This is a genomic window from Thiospirillum jenense (assembly GCF_014145225.1).
Taxonomy (GTDB): domain Bacteria; phylum Pseudomonadota; class Gammaproteobacteria; order Chromatiales; family Chromatiaceae; genus Thiospirillum; species Thiospirillum jenense.
In genome coordinates, this window is sequence record NZ_JABVCQ010000006.1 from 93,304 (window position 1) to 116,199 (window position 22,896).

Below are 22,896 nucleotides of genomic sequence, written 5' to 3' on the forward strand. Positions count from 1 at the left end.
TTTGCTGACCTAATTCATCTGGCAGATTTGCAAATGTGCCACCGTCCGGCAAATGCCAATTAACGTTTTCGCGTCGGTGATTTGCCCGTTTTGACACCAATTCCACACTTCCACCAGCGGCAGCCAATGCACTTCAATTACCTCGCCGCTGCCGTGCGCCATTGCCGTCGGCGTCAAATCCCGCGCCAAATACACATAAATCACCTCATCAAACACGCCCGGCGAACTGTGCAACCAGCCCAATTCCGACCACTGCGCGGCGGTGATGCCGGCCTCTTCCGCCAACTCGCGCTGCGCAGTTTGCAACGGCGGTTCACCATCATCGCGCTTACCGGCGGGCAATTCCCACAACCAGCCGCCGCCGGCGTGGCGATATTGGCGCAATAAACACAGTTGCAATTGTGCGTCAAGTGCCACCACCGCCGCGCCGCCGGGGTGGTGAACGATCTCCAATTCCACCCGCTGGCCGGTGGGCAGTTGCACCGTTTCCAGTGCCAAGGTCACGACCTTGCCTTGATAAATCAGCGTTTGAAACGCCGGCGGTGCTGTGTCATTTAGTGCCATAGTTGTCATAAACTGTCATGTCATGCGCAAAATCACAGTTACACGGAAGGGCTAGTGTATGATGTGCGCAGTATGATTGTGTTGATAGATCATGCAATTAAATCACCAATAGAGGTGCGCAATGGGATTATTTAGCGGTTTACTCGGCAATGCCACGACGGTTGACTCTGACACTTTACGCCAGCAATTGGCACCAATTTTAGCGGAAACTGAAACGATTGAAATTGGGTTTCAATTAATTCGTGACCAATTTGTGTTCACCAACCGGCGGTTGATTTTAATTGATAAACAGGGCTTGACGGGGAAAAAAACTGAGTATTTGTCCGTGATCTACCGGGCGATCACGCGCTTTTCCGTCGAAACTGCCGGCCATTTTGATCTCGATGCCGATTTAAAAATCTGGGTGTCGGGCGCGGCCGAACCGATTGTGCGCTCATTGCACGGCGGTGACAATGTGACGGCGATTCAACAAGCGCTCGCCACCGCCGTTTTATCCACCCGCTGAATTGGTCACGCCCTCGCCGTATTCAACCAACTCAATTCAATCGCCCCCCGCGTTTTATTTGCCTGGATGATTTGAACAATGGCGCCATCTTCCCCCCCCGTCCCGCCGTCACCGACTACCAATAAACCCGCCGCCCCGCCCGCATCTGGTGGAGTCCGCGATGCCACCGCCGTCACCGCCGATTTGGCCGTGTTACAGGAAAATGAAGGTTTGCGGCTGGCGTTGCGTGAACAGGAGCGCATCGTCGAGGAATTAACCAACGAATGCCGCCGCTTGGAAGATCGCCTCGAAGATCGTTACCAAGATATTGACGCGCTGCGGCGGGAATTGGATCGCAAAGATCGCGTGTTAAAAGATGCCGAAGGACGCGGGTTCATTGCCGGCGGTAGCACTGATGCCGCCGCCGTGGCCGCCTCAGCCGCCAGTCAAGCGCTTGCCTCACCGCCAGAGTTTGATCCGGATGCCGAGGCTGCCGATCACCCGGGGCGCTTGCGCTTTGTCGGAGGTTTTGCCACCGGGTTAGTGATTGCCGCGGTGGCCGGCGGTGGGCTGTGGTGGAGCGGCGTTTTACCACCCCCACCGTTTATTCAAACCACCACCGCAGCCGGTGCGCCAATGTTTGATGAAACGACCATTGCCAATCATTTCAATCCATTAGCGCCGCTGGTGGGTGAACCGTACTTGACCGACACGGCGCAACCAGTGACCGCCGCGCCAGCCCCCGCCGCCAATCCGCCCCCCGCCGGTGACGTTCCAGCGTTACCCGCCGATGCCGCGCTGGCACAATCAATTGTCCTGCCATCCCCCGCTGACGCGGTAGCCGACCCAGTGCGCGACCCCAACGGGCCGGAGATGGTCGTAATTCACCCCGCCCGCTTTGCAATGGGCGATCCAATCGGCATGTCAGACAGCGATGCCCGCCCGGTGCGCGCCGTGCAATTGGATGGCTATTTAATAGGCGTTAATGAAGTGACGTTTAACGAATACGACCGTTTTGTTCACGCCACCAATGCGCGCCGCCCGAATGATTTTGGTTGGGGACGCGGCAGTCGGCCGGTGGTGGATGTCAGTTGGGAGGAAGTGCAAACCTATTTGAAGTGGCTGTCGCAGCAAACGGGTCACACCTACCGCCTGCCCAGCGAAGCGGAGTGGGAATACGCCGCTCGCGGCAGTAGCGCCTCCTCCTACTGGTGGGGCGCCGGCTCTGCGGAAAATCGCGCCGTGTGTTTTGACTGCGGCACTCGCTGGGATCGGGTGTCCACCGCACCAGCGGGCAGTTTTGCCGCCAATCCGTTCGGGTTACGCGACACCGCCGGCAATGCCTACGAGTGGGTGGCTGATTGCTACCGCCCGACCTATCACGATGCCCCCGCCAGCGGCGCGGCGGTGGAGGACGCGAATTGCCAGTATCGCGTGGTGCGCGGCGGCAGTTTCAGCAGCCCGTCGAGTGCGATGCGTAGCCACGCCCGCAACCGCTTCGCTGCTACCACCCACGTTGACATGATCGGCTTCCGCGTCGCCCGCAGCGTGGGACGTTGAGATGGCAACTGGGCAATTGATTATCGGCGTGGGCGTGGCGACGCTCGACATTGTCAACCGCGTCACGAATTATCCCGCCGAAGATGCCGAAATGCGGGCAATTGGGCAACGCCTCAGTCGTGGCGGTAATGTCACCAATAGCTTAACGGTTTTAAGTCAATTCGGTCATCAATGCGCGTGGCTCGGCACCTGCGCAGACGATCACGCCGCCATGTTCATTATGAATGAATTACGGCAAAACGGCATTGTCACCGATCAAGTGATTCACCACCCCGGCACCACATCGCCCACGTCATTTATTACCGTCAGTCAATTAACCGGCAGCCGCACCATTGTGCATTATCGCACCTTGCCCGAATTAACTGCCGATGAATTCGCGCAGGTGTCATTGGATAATTGCCGTTGGATTCATTTTGAAGGGCGGCAGCCGGATCACACGGCAAAAATGATTGCGCGAGTGCAACATGATTATCCGCATTTGCCGATTTCAATTGAAATTGAAAAAAACCGCCCGGGGATTGAGGGTTTGTTATTACCGGTGCAGGCGCTGTTATTTTCACGCGCTTTTATTATTGCCACCGGTGCGCATGACCCGCGCCAGTTTTTAATTCGCCAACAATCCATTAGCCACGCCGCGCTGTGCATTGCCGCGTGGGGGGCGGATGGTGCGTATGCCGTGACCAATGATCATATTCCGCAATTCGTGCCAGCTTATCGCCCGCCAATGTTAATAGAAACGCTGGCCGCCGGCGATGTATTTAATGCCGCAATTATTGACGGGTTATTAAAACAATTGCCGCTCGTGCAAGTATTAACTCGCGCCGTGCATTTGTCCGGCTACCACTGCGGACGGGAAGGATTGGACGGGTTAATTAAGAGCGCGGCGGCGGCGGGGATACTGTAGCGATTGCCACGCCACCGTGACCAACGCGGGTGGCATCTCAGGTGCGATACGCGGCGTTGATGCGCACATATTCGCAGGTCAAATCACAGGTCAGCACCCGCACCGCCGCCGTCCCCCGCCCGAGCGTGACGCGAATAGTGAATTCATCCAGCGCCATCACCCGCTGCCCGTCGGCTTCGCGGTAGTTGGCATCCCGCCCGCCGTTGCGCACGATGCACACCTGATCCAACCAAATCGCCACCTGTTCGATCACCAAGTCGGTTAAACCAGCGCGGCCGACGGCGGCTAAAATCCGCCCCCAGTTTGGATCACCGGCCGACAGCGCGGTTTTGACCAGCGGCGAGTGGGCAATGGCATCCGCCACCAGTCGCGCTTCAACTGCCGACTGCGCGCCCTCCACCACGACCTGCACCAACTTGGTCGCGCCTTCACCGTCGCGCACGATTGCCGTCGCCAGTGCCAAACATGCCTCCGCCACCGCTGCGCTGAAACTCGCCGCGGCCGCGCTGTCGAGCGTGTCAATTGCCGCGTTATTCAATTCACCCGTCGCCACCAACACGCAGGCGTCGTTCGTCGAGGTATCGCCATCAATCGTGATGCAATTAAACGACTGGTCAACGGCGGCGCTCAGAACGGTTTGCAACACGGCGGGCGCGACGGCGACATCGGTGGCTAAAAACGCCAGCATCGTCGCCATGTCGGGACGAATCATGCCCGCACCTTTGGCGATGCCGACCAGCGTCGCGGTGCGCTCGCCGACCTGAAACTGCCGCGTCACCAATTTCGGCCGCGTGTCGGTGGTCATAATTGCCCGAGCAGCGGCTGACCAATTGGTCGGGGCAAGTTGGTCACGCAATCCGGGCAGCGCGGCGCTGATTTTGTCCACCGGCAAATCTTCACCGATCACGCCAGTGGAAAATGGCAGCACCTGCGCGGGGTTGCAGCCGGTCACGTCCGCGACCGCTTGGCAACTGGCGAGCGCGGCAAGTAAGCCCGCCTGACCGGTGCCGGCGTTGGCGTTGCCCGAATTGATGAGCCAATAACGTGGCGATTGCGCGGCGCGGTGGATTTTGGCGACCGTCACCGGTGCCGCGCAAAAGGCGTTGCGGGTGAAGGTGGCGGCGGTGTGACTGCCGGGGGCGAGTTCAAATAACACCAAATCATCGCGGCCGGCGTAGCGAATGCCGGCGGCGGTGGTGGCAATGCGCACGCCCGCCACCGTTGGTTCAACAGTTTCTTGTGATAAATCAACTGGTTGCATGGCAACGTTCACTCCACTTGACCGTGACAATGCTTGTACTTTTTACCCGACCCGCACGGGCAGAGTTCATTGCGGCCGATTTTGCGCCCCGGCCGCACGAACGGCTGCTCCGCCGTGTCAGCCGCCGCGCCCGCCTCACCTGCTGGCGCGGGATCGTCCAAGCCGTGAAACTCTTCATGTTTGAATTCAAACAGTTGCTCCTGTACGCCCAGATGCGCCAGCTCGGGCGGGACGCTCTGCACCTGCAACCGCGCCAGCGTCGTGACCACTTCTTGTTTAATGTTGGTCAGCATCAGCGAGAACATTTCAAATGCCTCGCGCTTGTATTCCTGCTTGGGATTCTTTTGCGCATAACCGCGTAAATGAATGCCCTGCCGTAAATAATCCATTTGCGCAAGATGATCTTTCCAATGCGTATCCAATGCCTGCAACATCACGCCCTTTTCAATTTGCCGCAGCGTGGCGCCACCAATGAACCGCTCTTTTTCCGCGTACCGCTGATTTAATTCATCCGCAATGCGCTGGCGCAGGGTTTCTTCATGCAGACTTTGATCGCTATCTAACCACTGCTGAATTGGCCACTCGCCATTAAAAGCATCGGCCAACGCGGTAGTTAACCCGGGAATATCCCATTGCTCTTCCATGCTGTCCGGTGGAATAAAGCCATCAATTAAATGACTCAAAATGTCGGTGCGAATGGCAATAATTGTGTCGGAAATATCCTCGCTGTCCATTAACTCGCGGCGCTGCGTATAAATGACTTTGCGCTGATCATTGGCGACGTCATCGTATTCTAATAATTGTTTCCGAATATCAAAATTGCGCCCTTCCACTTTACGCTGCGCATTTTCAATTGCCTTTGTCACCCAGGGATGTTCAATCGCTTCACCTGACTGCATTCCCAACCGCTGCATTAAATTAGACACGCGCTCGGAGGCAAAGATGCGCATTAAATTATCTTGCAATGATAAATAAAAACGGCTCGACCCGGGATCACCCTGCCGCCCCGCCCGCCCGCGCAATTGATTATCAATGCGCCGCGATTCGTGGCGTTCCGTACCAATCACATGCAACCCGCCCGCCGCAATGACGCGAGCATGGCGCGCCTGCCAATCCGCCCGAATCTGCGCACGACTGGCGTCATCCGCCGCCGCCTGCAATTCCGCCTCCAAATTGCCGCCCAGTACGATGTCCGTGCCGCGCCCCGCCATGTTGGTTGCAATCGTGACAGCGCCCGGCTCGCCCGCCCGCGCAATGATGCCCGCCTCGCGCTCGTGCTGTTTAGCGTTCAACACCTCGTGCGGAATCTTCTCATCGTTCAACAACTTAGACACCAACTCCGACGTCTCAATGGACGCCGTGCCAACCAGCGCCGGCTGGCCGCGTTGAATGCAATCTTTGATGTCGGCAATGATCGCCTGATATTTTTCATCTTGCGTCAAATACACCAGATCGCCGCGATCATCGCGGATCATGGGCTGATTGGTCGGGATCACCACCACTTCCAGCGCGTAAATCTGCTGGAACTCATACGCCTCGGTATCCGCCGTGCCAGTCATGCCCGCCAATTTCGGATACAGGCGGAACAGGTTTTGGAAGGTAATGGACGCAAGTGTTTGATTATCGTGTTGAATTGACACCCGTTCTTTGGCTTCCACCGCCTGATGCAGCCCTTCTGACCAGCGCCGCCCGGGCATGGTGCGACCAGTGAATTCGTCAACAATGATGATCTGCCCATCGCGCACGATGTAATCCACGTTCTTTTGAAACATGGCATGAGCGCGCAATGCCGCGTAAACGTGGTGCATTAACATGATATTTGACGAATCGTACAGACTTTCGCCAGTGGATAATAAACCCAGGTCGGTTAATAAATCTTCGACCTTTTGATGACCGTCTTCACTTAAAAACACCTGCCGCGTTTTTTCATCCACTGAATAATCACCGGGGCCGAAATCCGGCTTACCTTCTTCATTGGTGATCGGGTCTTGGCGGGTTAATAACGGAATGACTTTATCAATGCGGGCGTATAATTCCGTGCTGCCTTCGGAGGGACCGGAGATAATTAACGGCGTGCGCGCCTCGTCAATTAAGATCGAATCCACCTCGTCAATAATGGCGTAAAATGGATCGCGTTGGGAGCGCTGCTCGGGGGCAAATGCCATGTTATCGCGCAGGTAATCAAACCCGAATTCGTTATTGGTGCCGTAGGTAATGTCGGCGTGATAGGTTTGACGGCGGGAGACGGGGCGTAAATGCCGATAACCCGCGTCCGCGCTGGCGGGTAAATAGTCGGGATCGTATAAATAAGACGCGGCGTCCGGCCCCGAATTGCCCGAGGAATTAATGACCCCGACCGATAAGCCGAGGAAATGATAAATCTGTCCCATCCACACCGCGTCACGGCGCGCTAGATAATCATTCACGGTGACAACGTGGACACCTTTACCGGGCAGGGCGTTGAGATATGCCGCCAAGGTCGCCACTAAGGTTTTACCTTCGCCGGTGCGCATCTCGGCAATTTTGCCGTTGTGCAACACCATACCGCCGACCATTTGCACGTCAAAATGGCGCATTCCCAGCACCCGTTTGCTGGCCTCGCGCACCACGGCGAAGGTTTCCGGTAGCAACTCATCGAGCGGCGCACCTTGACTGAGGCGCTGGCGGAACGCATCCGTTTGGTCACGCAGCGCCGCGTCTGACAGAGTGGCCAATTCCGCCTCGCGGACGTTGATGCGCTCCACTGTTTTGAGCAGGCGCTTGACCAACCGCTCGTTGCGACTACCAAATATTTTTTTTAGAAAATCAATCCGCATAACGCGCTCTCTTGGGCTAAATTGAACCACCGACACCGTGGCATCGAGTTGCGGCTAAGTATAACGCCAATTATTGTTCACCCCAGTTGCGTTCGCGGTTTGGTGAAAAATAAACCACACAATCAAGCGGTTAGAATTCGCCCGTGCCACGCTCGCGCCGCAGTCGGTGACAGTGCCGCAGACTGGCAAGCCGCCACCGTCTGTAGTGGATTGGCATTGCGTATAATCAAATCTAGGACTACTGGCTGAGATCAACGCCATGAATGAACGACAACCCATTTCTCCGCGGCGGCGGTTACAACTCCTGCGCGCCATCCCCGACGGGCATCGCACCGATGCTGAGTGGGACGAATTAAATGAGTTGGAAATTATGTTGGCACCGGAAAACCGCCTCGCGCCTAGCCAATATCGTGACGAGGGCAATCCCGGTAATCAGGCCACGGCACCGGTGCGGCCGCCGCATCCGAGCAGTCATCCCAACGCCAATGCCAACGCCCTCGCCGCTGGCACGGTGACCAATCCGCATCGCCGCCCTAAACCGCCAAAACCTCGCGGGCGGCGGCGCGGCCCGGATGACAACGGCAATGACGGCGCGCCGCCGGCCACCAGTGCCGCTGAGTAATGCCGCTCAACTGCGCCGCAAATGCCGCGTCAACGCGATCTCGTGCAGCGCGGCGGCGAGCTGACGCGGTTGTGACAACATTGCGTCATGGCCGGCACCAGTCAGCAAGCGTGGCTGGCATCCCAACTGTGCCGCGCACCGCTGCGCCTGCGCGGGCAACAGGTGACGATCCGCCGTTGCCAGCAGGTAATCACGCGGTAATTGCAGCCGACTCGCCGCGAACTCAGTTGGCACGAGGTACGGTGCCGTCGGCGCGGGCGTCAATTTGCGAAACCACCGCCGCGCTGCCGCCGCGCTCAGGTCGTTGAAAAACTGCGCCTGCGCGGTGGCAAAATTGATCGCCAAGGTGCAATCGGCGGTGGTGGCGGCGGCGCTCATCACGCAGCGGCGGTAGTCAGGTGACAAATACGCCAGCGCGCACTCGCCCGCCTCCAGCGCGACGGCGGCGAAAAAAATCACTTGGCGGAAGCATTCTGGATAGCGGGCGATCACTTCGGGCAACACGCTGCCGGCCAACCCGTGTCCGACGAGGACGGCGTTGCGCAGCCGCAATTGCAATATTTGCGCTTCAATTGTCACACGGTAGCTGTGGCGATCTAGCTGCTGGCGCGGGTGTAAATCAGCGCCATGTCCCGGTAAATCAAACACATACGCTCGGTCGCCGTATTGTGCCAACGCCGCCGTGACCTCGCGCCAGCACCACGCGCCGTGCGCCGTCTCGTGAATCAAAACAAAATCGGTCATGGGTGGTGCAGGTTGGGTGGTTAAATCAAAGCGCAATTATCATTTAATTTTCATGCCCGGTGCCGCGCCCTGATCGGGTGTTAATAAAAATAATTCATTCCCGCCCGGCCCCGCGGCTAATACCATCCCTTCTGACACGCCAAAGCGCATTTGCCGCGGCGCCAAATTCGCCACCATTACCGTCAACCGCCCAACTAATAAATCGGGCGAATACGCACTGCGAATACCGGCAAATACGGTGCGCTGTTCCCCGCCAATATCGAGTGTTAATTGCAGCAATTTATCGGCTTTGGCAACCGTTTCGGCAGCCACAATTCGCGCCACGCGCAAATCAATTTGCGCAAATTGGTCAATGGTAATGATCGGCGCTAATGGATCGCGCTGCCAATGTGCATTCAGTTCATTGGTTGATTCATTCATAAATTCATTCACAGCGTTATTCGCAGATTCATTTGACTGGACGGGCGTGGTATTCGCCGCCGTTGCTGTTAAATCCTCGCGTGAGGCGGCCAACATTGCATCAATTGCCGCCCGTTCAATGCGCGTCATCAGCGGTTGAAACGGCGCGATGCGGTGATTCAACAACGGCTGATTTAAATCCGCCCAATTTAATGGCGGAATCATTAAAAACTGCTCGGCCGCCGCCGCCGTGCCGGGTAATACCGGCCGCAACCACCCAATTAACAACCGAAATAGATTTAATCCCTGAGTACACACCGCTTGTAATTCATTTGCGCGTTCGGCATCTCGCGCAATCACCCACGGCGCCTGCTCATCAATGTATTGATTTGCCCGATCCGCAATTGCCATGATGTCGCGCATGGCGCGGCTGTATTCGCGTTGTTCATACGCAATGGCAATGCGTTCACCAGCCGCTGTGTATTCATTAAATAATGCGGAATCAGGTAAAGCGGCGCTGAGTTGACCATCAAAACGTTTATTAATAAAGGACGCGGTGCGGCTGGCTAGATTCACCAATTTACCGACTAAATCGGCATTCACCCGCGCTTGGAAATCGTCCAGATTCAAATCAAGATCATCCACGCCGCTACTTAATTTGGTCGCAAAATAATAGCGCAAATATTCGGGATTTAAATGCTCTAAATACGTCCGCGCTTTAATAAAAGTGCCGCGGGATTTCGACATCTTTTGCCCATCAACGGTTAAAAACCCGTGCGCGAAGATCGCCGTTGGCGTGCGTAAATTGGCGCCGCGCAGCATTGCTGGCCAAAAAAGCGCATGAAAATAAATGATGTCTTTCCCAATAAAATGATACAACTCCGCCGTGCTATCCTGCCGCCAATATTTATCAAAGTTTAATTCGGGAGTACGGGCGCACAGATGTTGAAAACTCGCCATGTAACCAATTGGCGCATCCAACCAAACGTAAAAGTATTTATTCGGTTGATTCGGAATTTCAAACCCAAAATAGGGCGCATCACGCGAAATATCCCATTGCTGCAAACCGGCGGTGAACCACTCATCTAATTTATTCGCCACCTGCGGTTGCAAACTACCACCGCGAGTCCAGTCGCGCAAAAACAATTCAAAGTCGGCCAATTGAAAGAAAAAATGCACCGATTCGCGCTGCTCCGGCACGGCGCCGGAAATAGCCGAGCGCGGCTCTTTTAATTCGGCCGGCGAATAACTCGCGCCGCACACTTCGCAATTATCCCCGTATTGATCGGGCGCATTGCAACGCGGGCAAATCCCTTTAATAAACCGGTCAGGTAAAAACATCTGTTCAATTGGATCGAACGCCTGTTCAATCGTGCGTTCAATAATATGCCCCTGCGCCAAATGACGTTGATACAATTGCGTGGCTAATTGCCGATTTTCTTCAGAATGCGTCGAATGATAATTGTCAAATCCAATCCGAAACGCGGCAAAATCTGCTTGATGTTCAATCGCAACCTGCGCAATTAACGCCTCGGGCGTTAATCCCAATTGCCGTGCTTTGAGCATAATAGGGGTGCCGTGCGCATCATCCGCACACACATACCAGCATTGATGACCGCGCATCTTTTGAAAACGCGCCCAAATATCGGTTTGAATGTATTCAACCAAATGCCCGAGGTGAATAGGCCCATTGGCATAGGGCAGGGCGCTGGTAATTAAAATATCGCGGGGTTGATTTATCATAGTTAAAGCGCAAGAATTAAAGTGAAGCAGCCAATTCTCGCTACAAGCATAACGGAATTGGCAACGATGGTGGGTTATTTGCGTGAATAATGATCGGCGGCGGCATGTTTAGCGCGGTACATTGCAGCATCGGCATGATATAGCAATGTTTCAACGGTATCGCCATGTTGCGGATACAACGCCTGCCCAATACTCACACTCATGGTTAATGCGTGTCCCATAATTAGATAGGGTTGGCGAATAACATCAATTAAAATGTGTTGTAATTGGATTAAATGATCTGGCGCAGTTAATTCCGGTACGAGAATAATAAACTCATCGCCACCTTGCCGGCAGACCGTATCCGAAGCGCGAATATGATTTTGCAAACGACGGGCAACTTCGCGCAGCACTTCATCGCCCACTTGATGTCCGTATTGATCATTAATCGGCTTAAACCCATTTAAATCAAGAAATAACAAACCTAAATGACGTTGATAGCGCCGCGCCAATGCAAGTGATTGTTCAATCCGTTCAGCAAATAATAAGCGATTCGGTAAACCTGTCAAATAATCATGGTGCGCGAGAAAATGCGTGTGCGCTTCTAAATTGCGGCGATGTGTAATATCTACAATCACACCAACAAATCCAATCGGTTGTTGGCGATAATCTGAGATGACATGACCACTCATTTGCCCCCAGAATTCTTCGCCGTCACGGGTACAATAGCGCCGCTCTAATTTAGAAATAGATTGCCGCTGTTCTAATAAATGCGTAATCCACTCTTGGGTGCTTTCGCTATCATTAGGATGCACATGACTCAAATAATCACTGCCAATTAACTCACCAAAAGGACACCGTAAGCGCTCGGCCATCCACGCATTCGCCTGAGTAATTTTGCCATTCAAATCTGTTAAAAAAATGGCGACATCCGACGCATCAAAAATCAAGCGTAATTGTTGTTGACTTTTTAATAACTCATTGTGCGCTCGTGCCGTTTGATGCAATGCACGGGTCACATGACCATGATTGTACAATAATATCCACGCAAATGCCGCGAGTATAAAACTTGCCCCCATCCCAGCCGCGATAATAGAGATGTCTTCGACAGTCAATTGATATAAATGCGCATCAAATGCTGGCAAAGTTTGCGCATGTAATATCCACGCATGATGACTTAATTCAATGGGTTGGACTTCTTCAAAATGATGCGGTGTTAATTCAGTTGGCGCTGCTGACGTGAACATCAAACTGTCGGGCGTCATGTCCATGCCATCATAAATCGTAATTGCAATCTGCTGTGCTAATTCGGGATATTCGTTTTTTAATAAACTGTCCATGAGGTTTTTAACACGCAGCGGTGAATACGCCCAACCGAGTAAATTGTTCCGCCGCGCATCAATTGAATCAGGGATGCTGCCAAATTGATAAACCGGCACATAAATTAAAAAACCTGCTTGGACATCTTGATTTGTTTCTTGCACTAATCGCACTTTACCCGATACCGCTACCTGTCCCTGTTCCCACGCATGACGCATTGCCGACCGCCGGATTGGTTCAGAAAACATGTCATACCCAAAGGCACGTTGATTACGCCAATCAAAGGGTTCTAAATAGATAATGGCGCTATACACATCACGCGTTCCAATTGGGCGGACGTGATAATCAGGAAAGCCTTCCGCTCGAATGGCTTGTTCGTGATTGATTAAATCTGCTGGTGCAATGCGTAATGAAAACCCGACACCTTGAATACCGGGGTAACGCTCGTGTAAATCCAATGTTGCAACATAAGCACGGAATTCGGCGCGGCTAATGTGTTTACTTGCCGCAAAGAAACCGACCACCCCACGCAAAATTTGTTCATTCTTTTGAATGCGGTTTTCAATCCGAAACCGAATACGGGTAACGAGCGTTTCAAAGCTGGTGCGATGTTCGGCAAGATGTTGGACGCGGCTGCTTTGCCAAATGAATGTGGTAATGACCAAGCCGATGATAAATAATAATACCGGCAATAGATAAACCCACGGCCGCAATTTACTGGGTTCTAAAGGGTTTGTCATAACAGCCCTGCCATCCTCGGTAATGCTTGGATTGCATTAATTAACGCGGTCAACGCCGTTAAAAACAACTGCTGTCAACGAGCTGCACTGATAATTTAGTCAGTTGAATTGCAGGTTGGATAATTGATTAACTGAGTGAAGGTACTCAGCGCCGCTGTGTTAGTAGGGTTTCCGGCGGTGGATAACGATGGAAATAACCGCGGATGCCGGTGAATACCGCTTGTGCAATTTGCTTTTGAAATGCCGCGTCACGCAAGCGGTTTTCTTCATTCGGATTGGAAATAAACGCGGTCTCAACTAATAATGATGGAATGTCCGGCGCTTTGAGAACCGCAAACCCAGCCGATTGAACGCGCTGTTGATGTAAATCACCCAATCCGCTGAGTTGATCTAAAATGCGTTTAGCGGCTATGTTGCTATGCTCCAACGTTAAATTTTGTGTCATTTCCATTAACACGCCGGCCACTTCTTCATTGCTTTTGCCTAAATCAATTCCGCCAATTAAATCGGCTTGATTTTCACGCGTGGCTAACCATTTTGCCGCTTCACTGGTGGCGCCGCGTTCAGATAAGGTGAACACCGATGAGCCGCGCACGTCACGATTGGCGTAGGCGTCGGCGTGAATAGAAATGAATAAATCAGCGCGGTGTTGGCGGGCAATTTGAATGCGTTTGCGCAGGGCGACAAAATAATCACCATCCCGAATCATCACGGCGCGCATTCCCGTTTCTTGGTTAATTAACTGCTTTAATTTACGCGCAACAGCGAGAGTAATCTCTTTTTCTTGTGTCCCCTGCGCACCAATTGCACCGGGGTCTTTGCCGCCATGTCCGGCATCAATTGCAATAATGACTGGCCGCAGCGGGTTAATTGCACGAGGCGCTGGTGGGGCGGCGTTTTCTTGACGCCAGGGCGTGAAAGAACGATTAAATAACGTTTGAATAAAACTGTTGTCTTCAGCCGCAGTTGTTGCTACGCGGGGCGGCGCGCTGGTGTGAATACTGGCTTGAATTGGCGTAACGGATTGATGTGATTGCAACGGTGGTGGCACGACCACTGATTGCAGCGGTACCGCGCATTGGTTGTCGGCTAATTCCATTGCCGCCTCACCAGTATTCGCAGCTAATTCAATTACCAAACGGTGGCGATATTTTCCATTCGGCGGCAAATGAAAACTCTTGGTACGCACCGCTTGTTTTAAGTCTAATACAATGCGCAAATCTTGATTATCACGCATCCCGCTGCGAATACGAAATAATAATGGATCGGCTGCATCAGGTGAGGGCAACCGATTGTTTAATTGCACATTGGGTAAATCAACCACCAAACGCGGTGGATTATTGAGCGCAAAAATGCGGTGCGCGGCGACGGCAACGGCGGTCTCCAGCACCAAGCGCGTGGTCGGTGGCTGGGTGACAAGTTGCGCCTCCTGCACGGCAATTTGGTTGGCGAATGCCAGTAGTGGCCATAGCAGGATCAGTGTGATGCTCACTTGACGCATAGCGCAACTCCATCACTTAAAAAACGCATTGTTCAGCGGGGGTTGGGGGGGAATTTCTCCAGGGTAAGCATAGCACTAAAATTGAAAAATTCAATGCAAACCGACAAGTTAAACGCTTTATCTCTAATTTACTTGAACTTTTTGTGGATCACTAAAACACTGCATCACTGCCATGACCGCGGCCCAACTCGGCTGACCGCTGGCGCGCAACTGCCGTGCGGATGCGGTGATGGTCAGGTGCAAACTGACATCGGCGGCGGGCAATAATGGCGCACCACGCTCCGGCCATTCGATTAACAGCAATCCGCCGTCCGCCCGCAGGTCGCGCCAGCCCAGTTCGTCGAGTTCTCGCGGGTCAGCCAGGCGGTACAGGTCGAGGTGAAAAAGCGGCCAAGTGGTTGTTTTATCAGCTAATTGGATGGAATATGGCTCGATGAGGGTGTAGGTCGGGCTGCGTACCGTGCCAGTCACGCCCAGCCCGCGTAGCAAACCGCGTACCAATGTTGTTTTACCCGCGCCCAAATCGCCGTGTAAAAAAATCAACCCCGCCCGTCCAATGAGTGCGGGGGCTAAAGCGCGTCCTAACTCTAATTGCGCCGTTTCATTTGGCAAATAACAATCGGCAACGAACGGTGCGGTCATGTCAATGAACTCGTGCGAATGAATGGCAATTTTTGTGCGCGGGCAACGGTGTAATGACTGCCCTGTTTTAATTTGGTGTAATTACCAAACACGTCATTTAAATTGCGTTGCATAAATTGCCTTAATCCATTTACAGTGACTAAATACAGTTGGCCGCCATCGCGTAAATGATGATGCGCATCGTGCAATAACAAGGTTAATAACTCCTTGCCCACTTGCGCCGGGATATTGCTGGCAATGACATCAAATCGCCGCTCACGGTCAATGTGATTAAACCCATTGCTCAATTGCACTTCTGCATGGGTTAATTGATTCAAAACCAAATTGCGTTGGGCGTATTCAATGGCGACAAAATCCTTGTCAATCAATAAGGTACGCCCACGCGGCGCTAATCGGGCGAGCGTCATACCAATTGCCCCGTAGCCGCAGCCGAAGTCTAAACAGTCGGCGGTCGCGGCGATGCTAATGTGTTCCAACAATAAGCGCGTACCGCCGTCAATCTCACGCGGCGAAAATAACCCCCAAGTGGTGGTGAAATGGAGTGGTTGCCCCGCCAATGTCGTGGCAAACTGGAGTGGTTGCCGCAATGCAGCCAGTTGTTCAACATTTAACATATTTGCGATAATGACCGACGGCCTGTTAGGCTATTGATGACAAAAAACTGATATTCTAACCGTTGTGATGAGTGAGGAACTGTGACGCATGAACCGCTTAATAAACACCATCGTTAGCGCCCTATTAACTATGGGGTTGCTATTCAATAATAATCTGCTTTACGCGGCCGGTGGTAAAGAAGAAACCGTGTATCCGGCGTATTTGACGCTGACGCCGACTATTGTGAATTTGAATGACCAAAATCGTGCGCGATTTTTGCGCGTGGAAATTGATTTGTCAATTAAAACGGCTGAAGATGCAGAATTGATTCATCAACACATGCCCGCTTTACAAGATCGCTTGGTTGTATTACTTGGTGGGCGCGATACGAAAGAATTACAAGCGCCCGGAGCGCGGGATGCGTTGCGCAAAGAAGTATTAGAAGCATTGCGTGATACTATGATGAAAACCGCTGGGCAGCCGGCGGTTGATGATTTGTATTTTACCGGGTTTATCATCCAATAAGCAATACATGTTGATGTTGAGCGATTGTCAAATGAAAATGGGTGCTTAACCAATGGAGGAGCTGAATGCTTTATTCTTGATCCAATCTCCTGAAACCTGACTTTTAAAAACGGGGCGCACGTTGATTAGTTAGTTCACCGCTGCGCTCTTTGCATAAAACAATTTAATTCATAGACATTCAACTGAATCACACAACACACCCTTGAATCACCACCCACGCAAACGTTTTGGTCAGCATTTCCTGCGCGATCCAATCATCATTAATCGTATATTGGCATTGATTGATGCCAAACCCGGCCAGCAATTAATTGAAATTGGCCCAGGTCAAGGTGCATTAACCACTGGTTTATTAACGGCAGCGGGCGCACTTGATGTCATAGAAATTGACCGCGACCTCATTGAACCACTCGCCAAACGCTGTCAACCGTTTGGACAGTTGTGCATTCATCAGGCCGACGCCCTGCAATTCGATCTTTGCACACTCCTCAATGACTCTTGTGCAGCGGCGATAAGTGAATCAATTCCCGCCTCATCAACTCAGCGCCTCCGTTTAATTGGCAATTTACCTTACAATATCTCGACGCCATTATTATTTCATTTCCTCAAATACGCCCACTGTTTAGATGATCTGCATTTAATGCTGCAACGTGAAGTGGTCGAACGCATTTGCGCCGCGCCGGGGAATAAAACTTACGGACGTTTATCCGTCATGGTGCAAACCTATTGTGCCGCTGAAATGGGATTTATAATTCACGCCGACGCCTTTTATCCCCCCCCTAAAGTTGAATCTGCACTCTTGCATTTACGCCCTTATTTACAGCCCGCATTTGCACTTGGCAATCGCCAACATCATGCTACGCTCGTCGCCACTGCATTTGCACAACGGCGTAAAACGTTGCGCAATAGCCTGCGTGAATTGATCTCTACTGCGCAATTGATTGCAGCTGAGATTGATCCCAATGCCCGCGCTGAAACCCTGACTATTGCTGAATTTGCACGTTTATCTGAACTGACTTGTAATCCACACATTTCACCCTGATATGCTGTCATTAACACTAACAACCCAATTAGGATTAACGGCATGACCGAATCAGAAAACGCACTCGACTCATTATCAGCTGCGACCATTGATAATGACGCTGATAGTCACAGCGATCATGACGGAACACCATTAGCACGGGCGCGAGATGTATTACCGCCGCTCATTCCATTATTACCCGTTGCGGCGCGGCCATTCTTTCCTGGCCAAGCCGTACCATTATTGATGGATGCGCGGCATTGGGCATCTACCTTACGCACTGTTGGCGCTAGTGAACACCGCATATTAGGTGTGATATTAGTGAAAAATGACATTTCCGAAGTAGCAATAACTGATGATTTTTATACGGTTGGCACCGCCTGTCGGGTGCATCGGGTGCATGAATCAGATGGTAAAATGCAGGTATTAGTTGAATGTTTGCAGCGGTTTTCTATTGAACAATTTATTAAATCTAAAACGCCATTTTCTGCGCAAGTACGGTATTTACCTGAGCCGCCGACCTATGAAGAAAATGAGGTTAAGGCCTATGCAATGGCGGTCATCAATACCATTAAAGAACTGCTGCCATTAAATCCGCTATACGTCGAAGAATTGCGCATGTTTTTGGATCGTTTCGGGCCAGATGATCCGTCTCATTTAGCTGATTTTGCCGCCAGTTTAACCACGTCCACCAAACAGCAATTGCAAGAAGTTTTAGAAACCTTGCCGTTATTAAAGCGCATGGAAAAGGTGCTGGTATTACTGCATAATGAATTAGAATTAGCCCGAGCGCAGCAAACTATTCGCCAGTCGGTTGAAGAGCGAATGCAAAAACAGCAACGCGATTTTTTCTTGCGTGAACAGCTCAAGGTCATTCAAAAAGAGTTGGGTATTGCCAAAGATGATCGCACTGCCGAATTAGACAAATTCAAACAACGCATTGCGAAATTAACCCTGACCGAAGAAGCGAATAAACGGGTCACGGAAGAATTAGATAAGATGGCTATTTTGGAGACGGGTTCACCAGAATATGCCGTCACACGCAATTATTTAGATTGGATTACGCTCTTGCCCTGGGGGCAACTATCCAAAGATAAATTGGATTTAAAACGCGCCCGCCGCATTTTAGATCGGGATCATTATGGCTTGGAAGATGTTAAAGCGCGTATTATTGAATTCCTCGCGGTTGGCATGATGAAAGGCGCTATTGCTGGTTCAATTTTATTATTGGTTGGCCCGCCGGGCGTTGGCAAAACCTCAATTGGGCGATCTATTGCTGCGGCATTAGGCCGTCAATTCTATCGCTTTTCAGTCGGCGGCATTCGAGATGAAGCTGAAATTAAAGGTCATCGCCGCACTTATATTGGCGCCATGCCGGGCAAGTTTTTACAAGCAATGAAAGATGCTGGCACGGCTAATCCAGTCATCATGTTAGATGAAATTGATAAAATCGGCGCGAGTTATCATGGCGATCCCGCCTCTTCATTACTCGAAGTGCTTGATCCCGAACAAAACCAGGATTTCCTCGATCATTATTTGGATTTGCGATTTGATTTATCCAAAGTGCTATTTGTTTGCACCGCCAATCAAACGGATAGCATCCCCGGTCCATTATTAGATCGTATGGAAGTCATTTCATTATCCGGCTATATTGCCGAAGAAAAACTCGCCATTGCTAAAAAATATCTGTTGCCGCGTCAATTAGACAAGGCTGGATTAGATCGGGAAAAAATTAAATTGGATACCGCCACGCTGCGGGCGTTAATTGATGGCTATGCGCGTGATGCTGGGGTGCGGCGATTAGAAAAACAATTGGGTAAAATTGTGCGTAAAAGCACGGTTAAATTATTAGACGGCAGCGAGCCGCCAATCCGAATTAACACGGATGATTTGCAAGCGTATTTAGGCAGCCCAGTCTTTCGGGATGAACGCAAATTATCCGGCCCCGGGGTGGTGACTGGATTAGCCTGGACGGCAATGGGCGGCGCTACTTTATCAATTGAAGCGGTGCGGATTCACGAATTAACTCGCGGGTTTAAACTCACCGGTCAATTGGGCGAGGTAATGAAAGAATCGGCTGATATTGCCTATAGTTATATTCTCAGCCATGCAGCTGAATTCGGTGCAGAACGCCGGTTTTTTGAAAATGCTTTTATTCATTTACACGTCCCGGCCGGCGCCACACCTAAAGACGGCCCCTCGGCGGGTATTACCATTGCGTCGGCGTTATTATCATTAGCACGCAATGAATCTGTGCGACGCATTGCCATGACCGGTGAAATCACTTTAACCGGCGCCGTATTCCCCATTGGCGGAGTGCGGGAAAAACTCATTGCCGCCCGCCGCGCTGGGATTAAAGAAGTCTTATTACCAGATGATAATCGCGGTGAATACGAAGAGGTGCCGGAGCATTTGCGCACCGGCTTTACCGTTCACTTTGTTAAACGCTTTACCGATGTCGTGCCGCTATTATTTAAGCATTAAACAGCATATTCATTATGGTATTTGCGTTCTATTCATCCATTGCCGAGACCTCACTTTATCGTGAATAAACTCTACATTCAAACCTACGGCTGTCAAATGAACGTCTATGATTCAGCGCGCCTGGCTGATGTATTACACGCCTCGCACGGATTAGAATTAACCGATTGCGCGGAAGACGCCGATGTTTTATTGCTGAATACCTGCGCCATTCGTGAAAAAGCACAGGAAAAGGTGTTTTCACAATTAGGTCGCTGGCAAAATTGGAAAGCCCAACGCCCCGAGTTAATTATTGGCGTTGGCGGTTGTGTCGCCAGTCAAGAAGGCGAGTTCATTCGCCAACGTGCGCCGTTTGTTGATATGATTTTTGGCCCGCAAACCGCGCATCGTGTCCCGCAGTTAATTGACGCCGTTATACGCGAACGCCGCCCGCAAATTGACATTTCATTTCCCGAAATGGAAAAATTCGCCTGCCTGCCACCCGTCCGCGCCACCGCCCCCAGCGCCCTCGTGACCATCATGGAGGGCTGCTCGCACTATTGTACCTACTGCGTCGTGCCGTATACGCGGGGCGCAGAAGTCAGCCGCGCCGTTGATGACGTGCTGGCCGAGGTTGTCGCATTAGCACAACAGGGCGTCCGCGAGGTCAATCTGCTCGGGCAAAATGTCAATGGATACAACGGGTTAGACGCCGCCGGCCGCGCCGCCACACTCGCCGATTTACTCTACCGCGTCGCCGACATTGACGGCATCGAGCGCATCCGCTTCACCACTTCGCACCCGAGCGCCTTCTCCGACGACCTGATCGCGGTGTACGCCGACGTGCCACATTTGGTCAATTTCTTGCATCTACCGGTACAAAGTGGCTCAGATCGCATTCTCGCGCAAATGAAACGCGGCTATACCGCAGCCGATTACCAACGTATTATAAATCAATTGCGTCAAGTCCGCCCGTCTATTGGCATTTCATCCGACTTTATTATTGGTTTCCCGGGCGAAACTGATGCCGATTTTAATGACACATTAGCGTTAATTGACGCGGTTGGGTTTGACCACTCATTCAGTTTTCTATTCAGCCCCCGCCCCGGCACCCCGGCGGCGAATTACCCTGATGACACGCCGTTGTTATTAAAGCAGCAGCGGTTAGCGCAATTACAACAGCGGATTAATACGCAAGCGCAATTGATTAGCGCCCAAATGGTTGGTACGGATGTGACCATTCTGGTTGAAAAACCGTCGCGTAAAGATGCCAATCAACTGAGCGGGCGCACCGAAAATAACCGCGTGGTCAATTTTAATGGTGACAGCAATTTAATTGGACAATTTGTCACCGTGCGCATTACTGAAGCGCTGCCCAATTCATTGCGTGGTGAATTAACCACCCGCGCCGCTAATCCAATTATCAAATAATCATTACACTTAAATCATAGGAGCATTGGTCTCATCTTGACTACGCATCTCACCAGCCATGATCTGGAATTAGAACCCGCCGATAATCTGCGATTAGCCAACCTCTGCGGTCAATTCGACACGCACCTGCGGTTAATTGAACGCCGCCTCGGCGTTGAATTAAGTAATCGCGGCGGCAGCTTTCGCATTACCGGCGAACCCAATGCCGTGACATTAAGTGAGCGGTTATTGCAAATGCTCTACACCGCCGCCGCCGATGAAACGCTGTCACCGCCAACCGTGCATTTACATTTACAACAATTGGGCGTGAATGATGATTTAATTGCCGAACGGACGTATGAAGTGGCGGATGTTAAATCCGAGATTGTGATTAAAACGAAACGCGGTTTAATTCGCGCTCGCGGGCCGAATCAACAAGAGTATTTGCGCGCTATTCAGCGGTATGACATTAACTTTGGCATTGGTCCGGCGGGGACGGGTAAAACGTATTTAGCGGTTGCCTGTGCCGTTGAAGCATTAGAAAGTGAACGAGTGCGGCGGTTATTATTAGTGCGGCCGGCAGTGGAAGCGGGCGAACGCTTGGGCTTTTTACCCGGTGATTTAGCGCGTAAAGTGGACCCGTATTTACGGCCATTATATGATGCGTTATTTGAAATGCTCGGGTTTGAAAAGGTGAATAAGTTATTAGAGCGCAATGTCATTGAAGTGGCGCCACTGGCCTATATGCGCGGGCGGACGTTGAATGAAGCCTTTATTATTCTCGACGAGGCGCAGAATACCACGCCTGAGCAAATGAAAATGTTTTTAACCCGTATTGGTTTTGGCTCAACGGTAGTGGTGACGGGCGATGTGACGCAAGTAGATTTACCGCGTGGCCAGCCGTCGGGATTGCGCCAAGTCATTAACATTTTGCGTGATGTTGACGAGATTAGTTTTACGTTTTTTAATACCCGCGACGTGGTGCGCCATCCATTAGTGCAGCGTATTGTTCAAGCCTATGAACTCCACGATCAGGCGCGGCAATAGCCTAATGATAACACCAGTGAAAATGTTTTATGCCACGCTCAACGGTCACAATTGATTTACAACGGGCAACCACCATTCCAACGGCGCAATTGCCAACGCCGGTGCAATTAAAAACTTGGGTCACAGCGGTACGCGCTGCATTAAAAAAAACGACCACGCCAATTGAATTAACCATTCGGCTGGTTGATTCAAGCGAGAGCGCGGCCTTTAATCAACGTTATCGCGGGCGGGCGGGGGCAACCAATGTGTTGTCATTTCCATTTATTAACCCGCCCGGCGCGCCGTCATCCTGCGCGTTATTAGGCGATTTAATGCTGTGTGCGCCGTTGGTCATTCAAGAAGCGCACGTCCAGCAAAAAGAATTATTTGCACATTGGGCGCATTTAGTTGTGCATGGCGCATTGCATTTGCACGGGTTTGATCATCAAGATGCGAATGAAGCGGCGCAGATGGAGCAATTAGAAACGCAGATTGTGACGGGATTGGGATTTGCCGCGCCGTATGAGGTTATTTGAAAAATAGCACGGCAGTTGATTAAATAGCGGGCGGGTTGATTGTCACGC

At 51.8% G+C, this 22,896-nt stretch carries 19 protein-coding genes; 10 read left to right on the top strand and 9 right to left on the bottom strand.

What is annotated here, in order from left to right; genetic code table 11:
* Nucleotides 1-9 precede the first annotated feature (9 nt).
* The gene (locus HUK38_RS03950; protein ID WP_182582690.1) at nucleotides 10-564 is read right to left on the bottom strand and encodes an NUDIX hydrolase; all 555 of its coding nucleotides are present in this window, start codon (nucleotides 562-564) and stop codon (nucleotides 10-12) included.
* A gap of 121 nt (nucleotides 565-685) precedes the next feature.
* Here HUK38_RS03950 and HUK38_RS03955 point away from each other — a divergent pair, with 121 nt between their 5' ends.
* From HUK38_RS03955 to HUK38_RS03965, 3 genes are all read left to right on the top strand, one after another.
* Entirely contained in the window at nucleotides 686-1,069 is a 384-nt protein-coding gene (locus HUK38_RS03955) for a PH domain-containing protein (RefSeq protein WP_182582692.1), read from the top strand.
* Nucleotides 1,070-1,147: 78 nt separating this feature from the next.
* Nucleotides 1,148-2,608 carry an SUMF1/EgtB/PvdO family nonheme iron enzyme gene (locus HUK38_RS15045; protein WP_238787440.1) on the top strand — a complete coding sequence of 487 codons (1,461 nt, stop codon included), beginning with the start codon at nucleotides 1,148-1,150 and terminating at the stop codon, nucleotides 2,606-2,608.
* A gap of 1 nt (nucleotide 2,609) precedes the next feature.
* Nucleotides 2,610-3,512, top strand: coding sequence for a PfkB family carbohydrate kinase (locus HUK38_RS03965; protein WP_182582694.1), 903 nt, complete (start codon nucleotides 2,610-2,612; stop codon nucleotides 3,510-3,512).
* Between the two features lie 37 nt (nucleotides 3,513-3,549).
* Here the strand turns inward: HUK38_RS03965 and argJ are convergent, their stop codons facing one another.
* Together argJ and secA are read right to left on the bottom strand one after the other, a co-directional pair.
* Nucleotides 3,550-4,773 carry a bifunctional glutamate N-acetyltransferase/amino-acid acetyltransferase ArgJ gene (gene argJ / locus HUK38_RS03970; protein WP_182582696.1) on the bottom strand — a complete coding sequence of 408 codons (1,224 nt, stop codon included), beginning with the start codon at nucleotides 4,771-4,773 and terminating at the stop codon, nucleotides 3,550-3,552.
* Nucleotides 4,774-4,781: 8 nt separating this feature from the next.
* Nucleotides 4,782-7,589 (bottom strand): preprotein translocase subunit SecA, encoded by a 2,808-nt coding sequence (gene secA, locus HUK38_RS03975; protein WP_182582698.1) that lies wholly within the window; start codon nucleotides 7,587-7,589, stop codon nucleotides 4,782-4,784.
* 259 nt (nucleotides 7,590-7,848) lie between these two features.
* On the opposite strand from secA, the gene HUK38_RS03980 reads away from it, so the two are divergent.
* The gene (locus HUK38_RS03980; protein WP_182582700.1) at nucleotides 7,849-8,211 is read left to right on the top strand and encodes a hypothetical protein; all 363 of its coding nucleotides are present in this window, start codon (nucleotides 7,849-7,851) and stop codon (nucleotides 8,209-8,211) included.
* Nucleotides 8,212-8,217: 6 nt separating this feature from the next.
* On the opposite strand, the gene HUK38_RS03985 is transcribed toward HUK38_RS03980, so the two are convergent.
* From HUK38_RS03985 to HUK38_RS04010, 6 genes are all read right to left on the bottom strand, one after another.
* Nucleotides 8,218-8,955, bottom strand: a complete 738-nt coding sequence (locus tag HUK38_RS03985) for an alpha/beta fold hydrolase (protein WP_182582702.1) — start codon at nucleotides 8,953-8,955, stop codon at nucleotides 8,218-8,220.
* 39 nt (nucleotides 8,956-8,994) lie between these two features.
* Nucleotides 8,995-11,097 (bottom strand): methionine--tRNA ligase, encoded by a 2,103-nt coding sequence (gene metG, locus HUK38_RS03990; RefSeq protein WP_194374838.1) that lies wholly within the window; start codon nucleotides 11,095-11,097, stop codon nucleotides 8,995-8,997.
* Between the two features lie 74 nt (nucleotides 11,098-11,171).
* Nucleotides 11,172-13,136, bottom strand: a complete 1,965-nt coding sequence (locus HUK38_RS03995) for a CHASE domain-containing protein (RefSeq protein WP_182582704.1) — start codon at nucleotides 13,134-13,136, stop codon at nucleotides 11,172-11,174.
* 145 nt (nucleotides 13,137-13,281) lie between these two features.
* Nucleotides 13,282-14,637, bottom strand: a complete 1,356-nt coding sequence (locus HUK38_RS04000; RefSeq protein ID WP_238787442.1) for an N-acetylmuramoyl-L-alanine amidase — start codon at nucleotides 14,635-14,637, stop codon at nucleotides 13,282-13,284.
* 123 nt (nucleotides 14,638-14,760) lie between these two features.
* Nucleotides 14,761-15,279 (bottom strand): tRNA (adenosine(37)-N6)-threonylcarbamoyltransferase complex ATPase subunit type 1 TsaE, encoded by a 519-nt coding sequence (gene tsaE, locus HUK38_RS04005; protein ID WP_182582706.1) that lies wholly within the window; start codon nucleotides 15,277-15,279, stop codon nucleotides 14,761-14,763.
* On the bottom strand, nucleotides 15,276-15,893 hold the full coding sequence (locus tag HUK38_RS04010; protein WP_182582708.1) for a class I SAM-dependent methyltransferase: 618 nt from the start codon (nucleotides 15,891-15,893) through the stop codon (nucleotides 15,276-15,278). The genes tsaE and HUK38_RS04010 overlap by 4 nt, the downstream gene beginning before the upstream one ends.
* Nucleotides 15,894-15,981: 88 nt before the next feature.
* Between HUK38_RS04010 and HUK38_RS04015 the strand changes: the two genes are divergently transcribed.
* The 6 genes from HUK38_RS04015 to ybeY all read left to right on the top strand — a co-directional run bounded on the left by HUK38_RS04015 (nucleotide 15,982) and on the right by ybeY (nucleotide 22,848).
* Nucleotides 15,982-16,398, top strand: a complete 417-nt coding sequence (locus HUK38_RS04015) for a flagellar basal body-associated FliL family protein (RefSeq protein ID WP_182582710.1) — start codon at nucleotides 15,982-15,984, stop codon at nucleotides 16,396-16,398.
* Nucleotides 16,399-16,600: 202 nt separating this feature from the next.
* Entirely contained in the window at nucleotides 16,601-17,437 is an 837-nt protein-coding gene (gene rsmA / locus HUK38_RS04020; protein WP_182582712.1) for a 16S rRNA (adenine(1518)-N(6)/adenine(1519)-N(6))-dimethyltransferase RsmA, read from the top strand.
* 42 nt (nucleotides 17,438-17,479) lie between these two features.
* Nucleotides 17,480-19,900: an endopeptidase La gene (lon, locus tag HUK38_RS04025; RefSeq protein WP_182582714.1), complete on the top strand. Its 2,421-nt coding sequence runs from the start codon at nucleotides 17,480-17,482 to the stop codon at nucleotides 19,898-19,900.
* A 57-nt stretch (nucleotides 19,901-19,957) separates the two neighbouring features.
* A complete protein-coding gene (gene miaB, locus HUK38_RS04030; RefSeq protein WP_182582772.1) occupies nucleotides 19,958-21,307 on the top strand; it encodes a tRNA (N6-isopentenyl adenosine(37)-C2)-methylthiotransferase MiaB in 1,350 nt (449 codons plus the stop codon).
* Between the two features lie 36 nt (nucleotides 21,308-21,343).
* A complete protein-coding gene (locus tag HUK38_RS04035) occupies nucleotides 21,344-22,333 on the top strand; it encodes a PhoH family protein (RefSeq protein ID WP_182582716.1) in 990 nt (329 codons plus the stop codon).
* Nucleotides 22,334-22,362: 29 nt separating this feature from the next.
* The gene (ybeY, locus tag HUK38_RS04040; RefSeq protein WP_182582718.1) at nucleotides 22,363-22,848 is read left to right on the top strand and encodes an rRNA maturation RNase YbeY; all 486 of its coding nucleotides are present in this window, start codon (nucleotides 22,363-22,365) and stop codon (nucleotides 22,846-22,848) included.
* The last annotated feature ends 48 nt before the right edge of the window (nucleotides 22,849-22,896 follow it).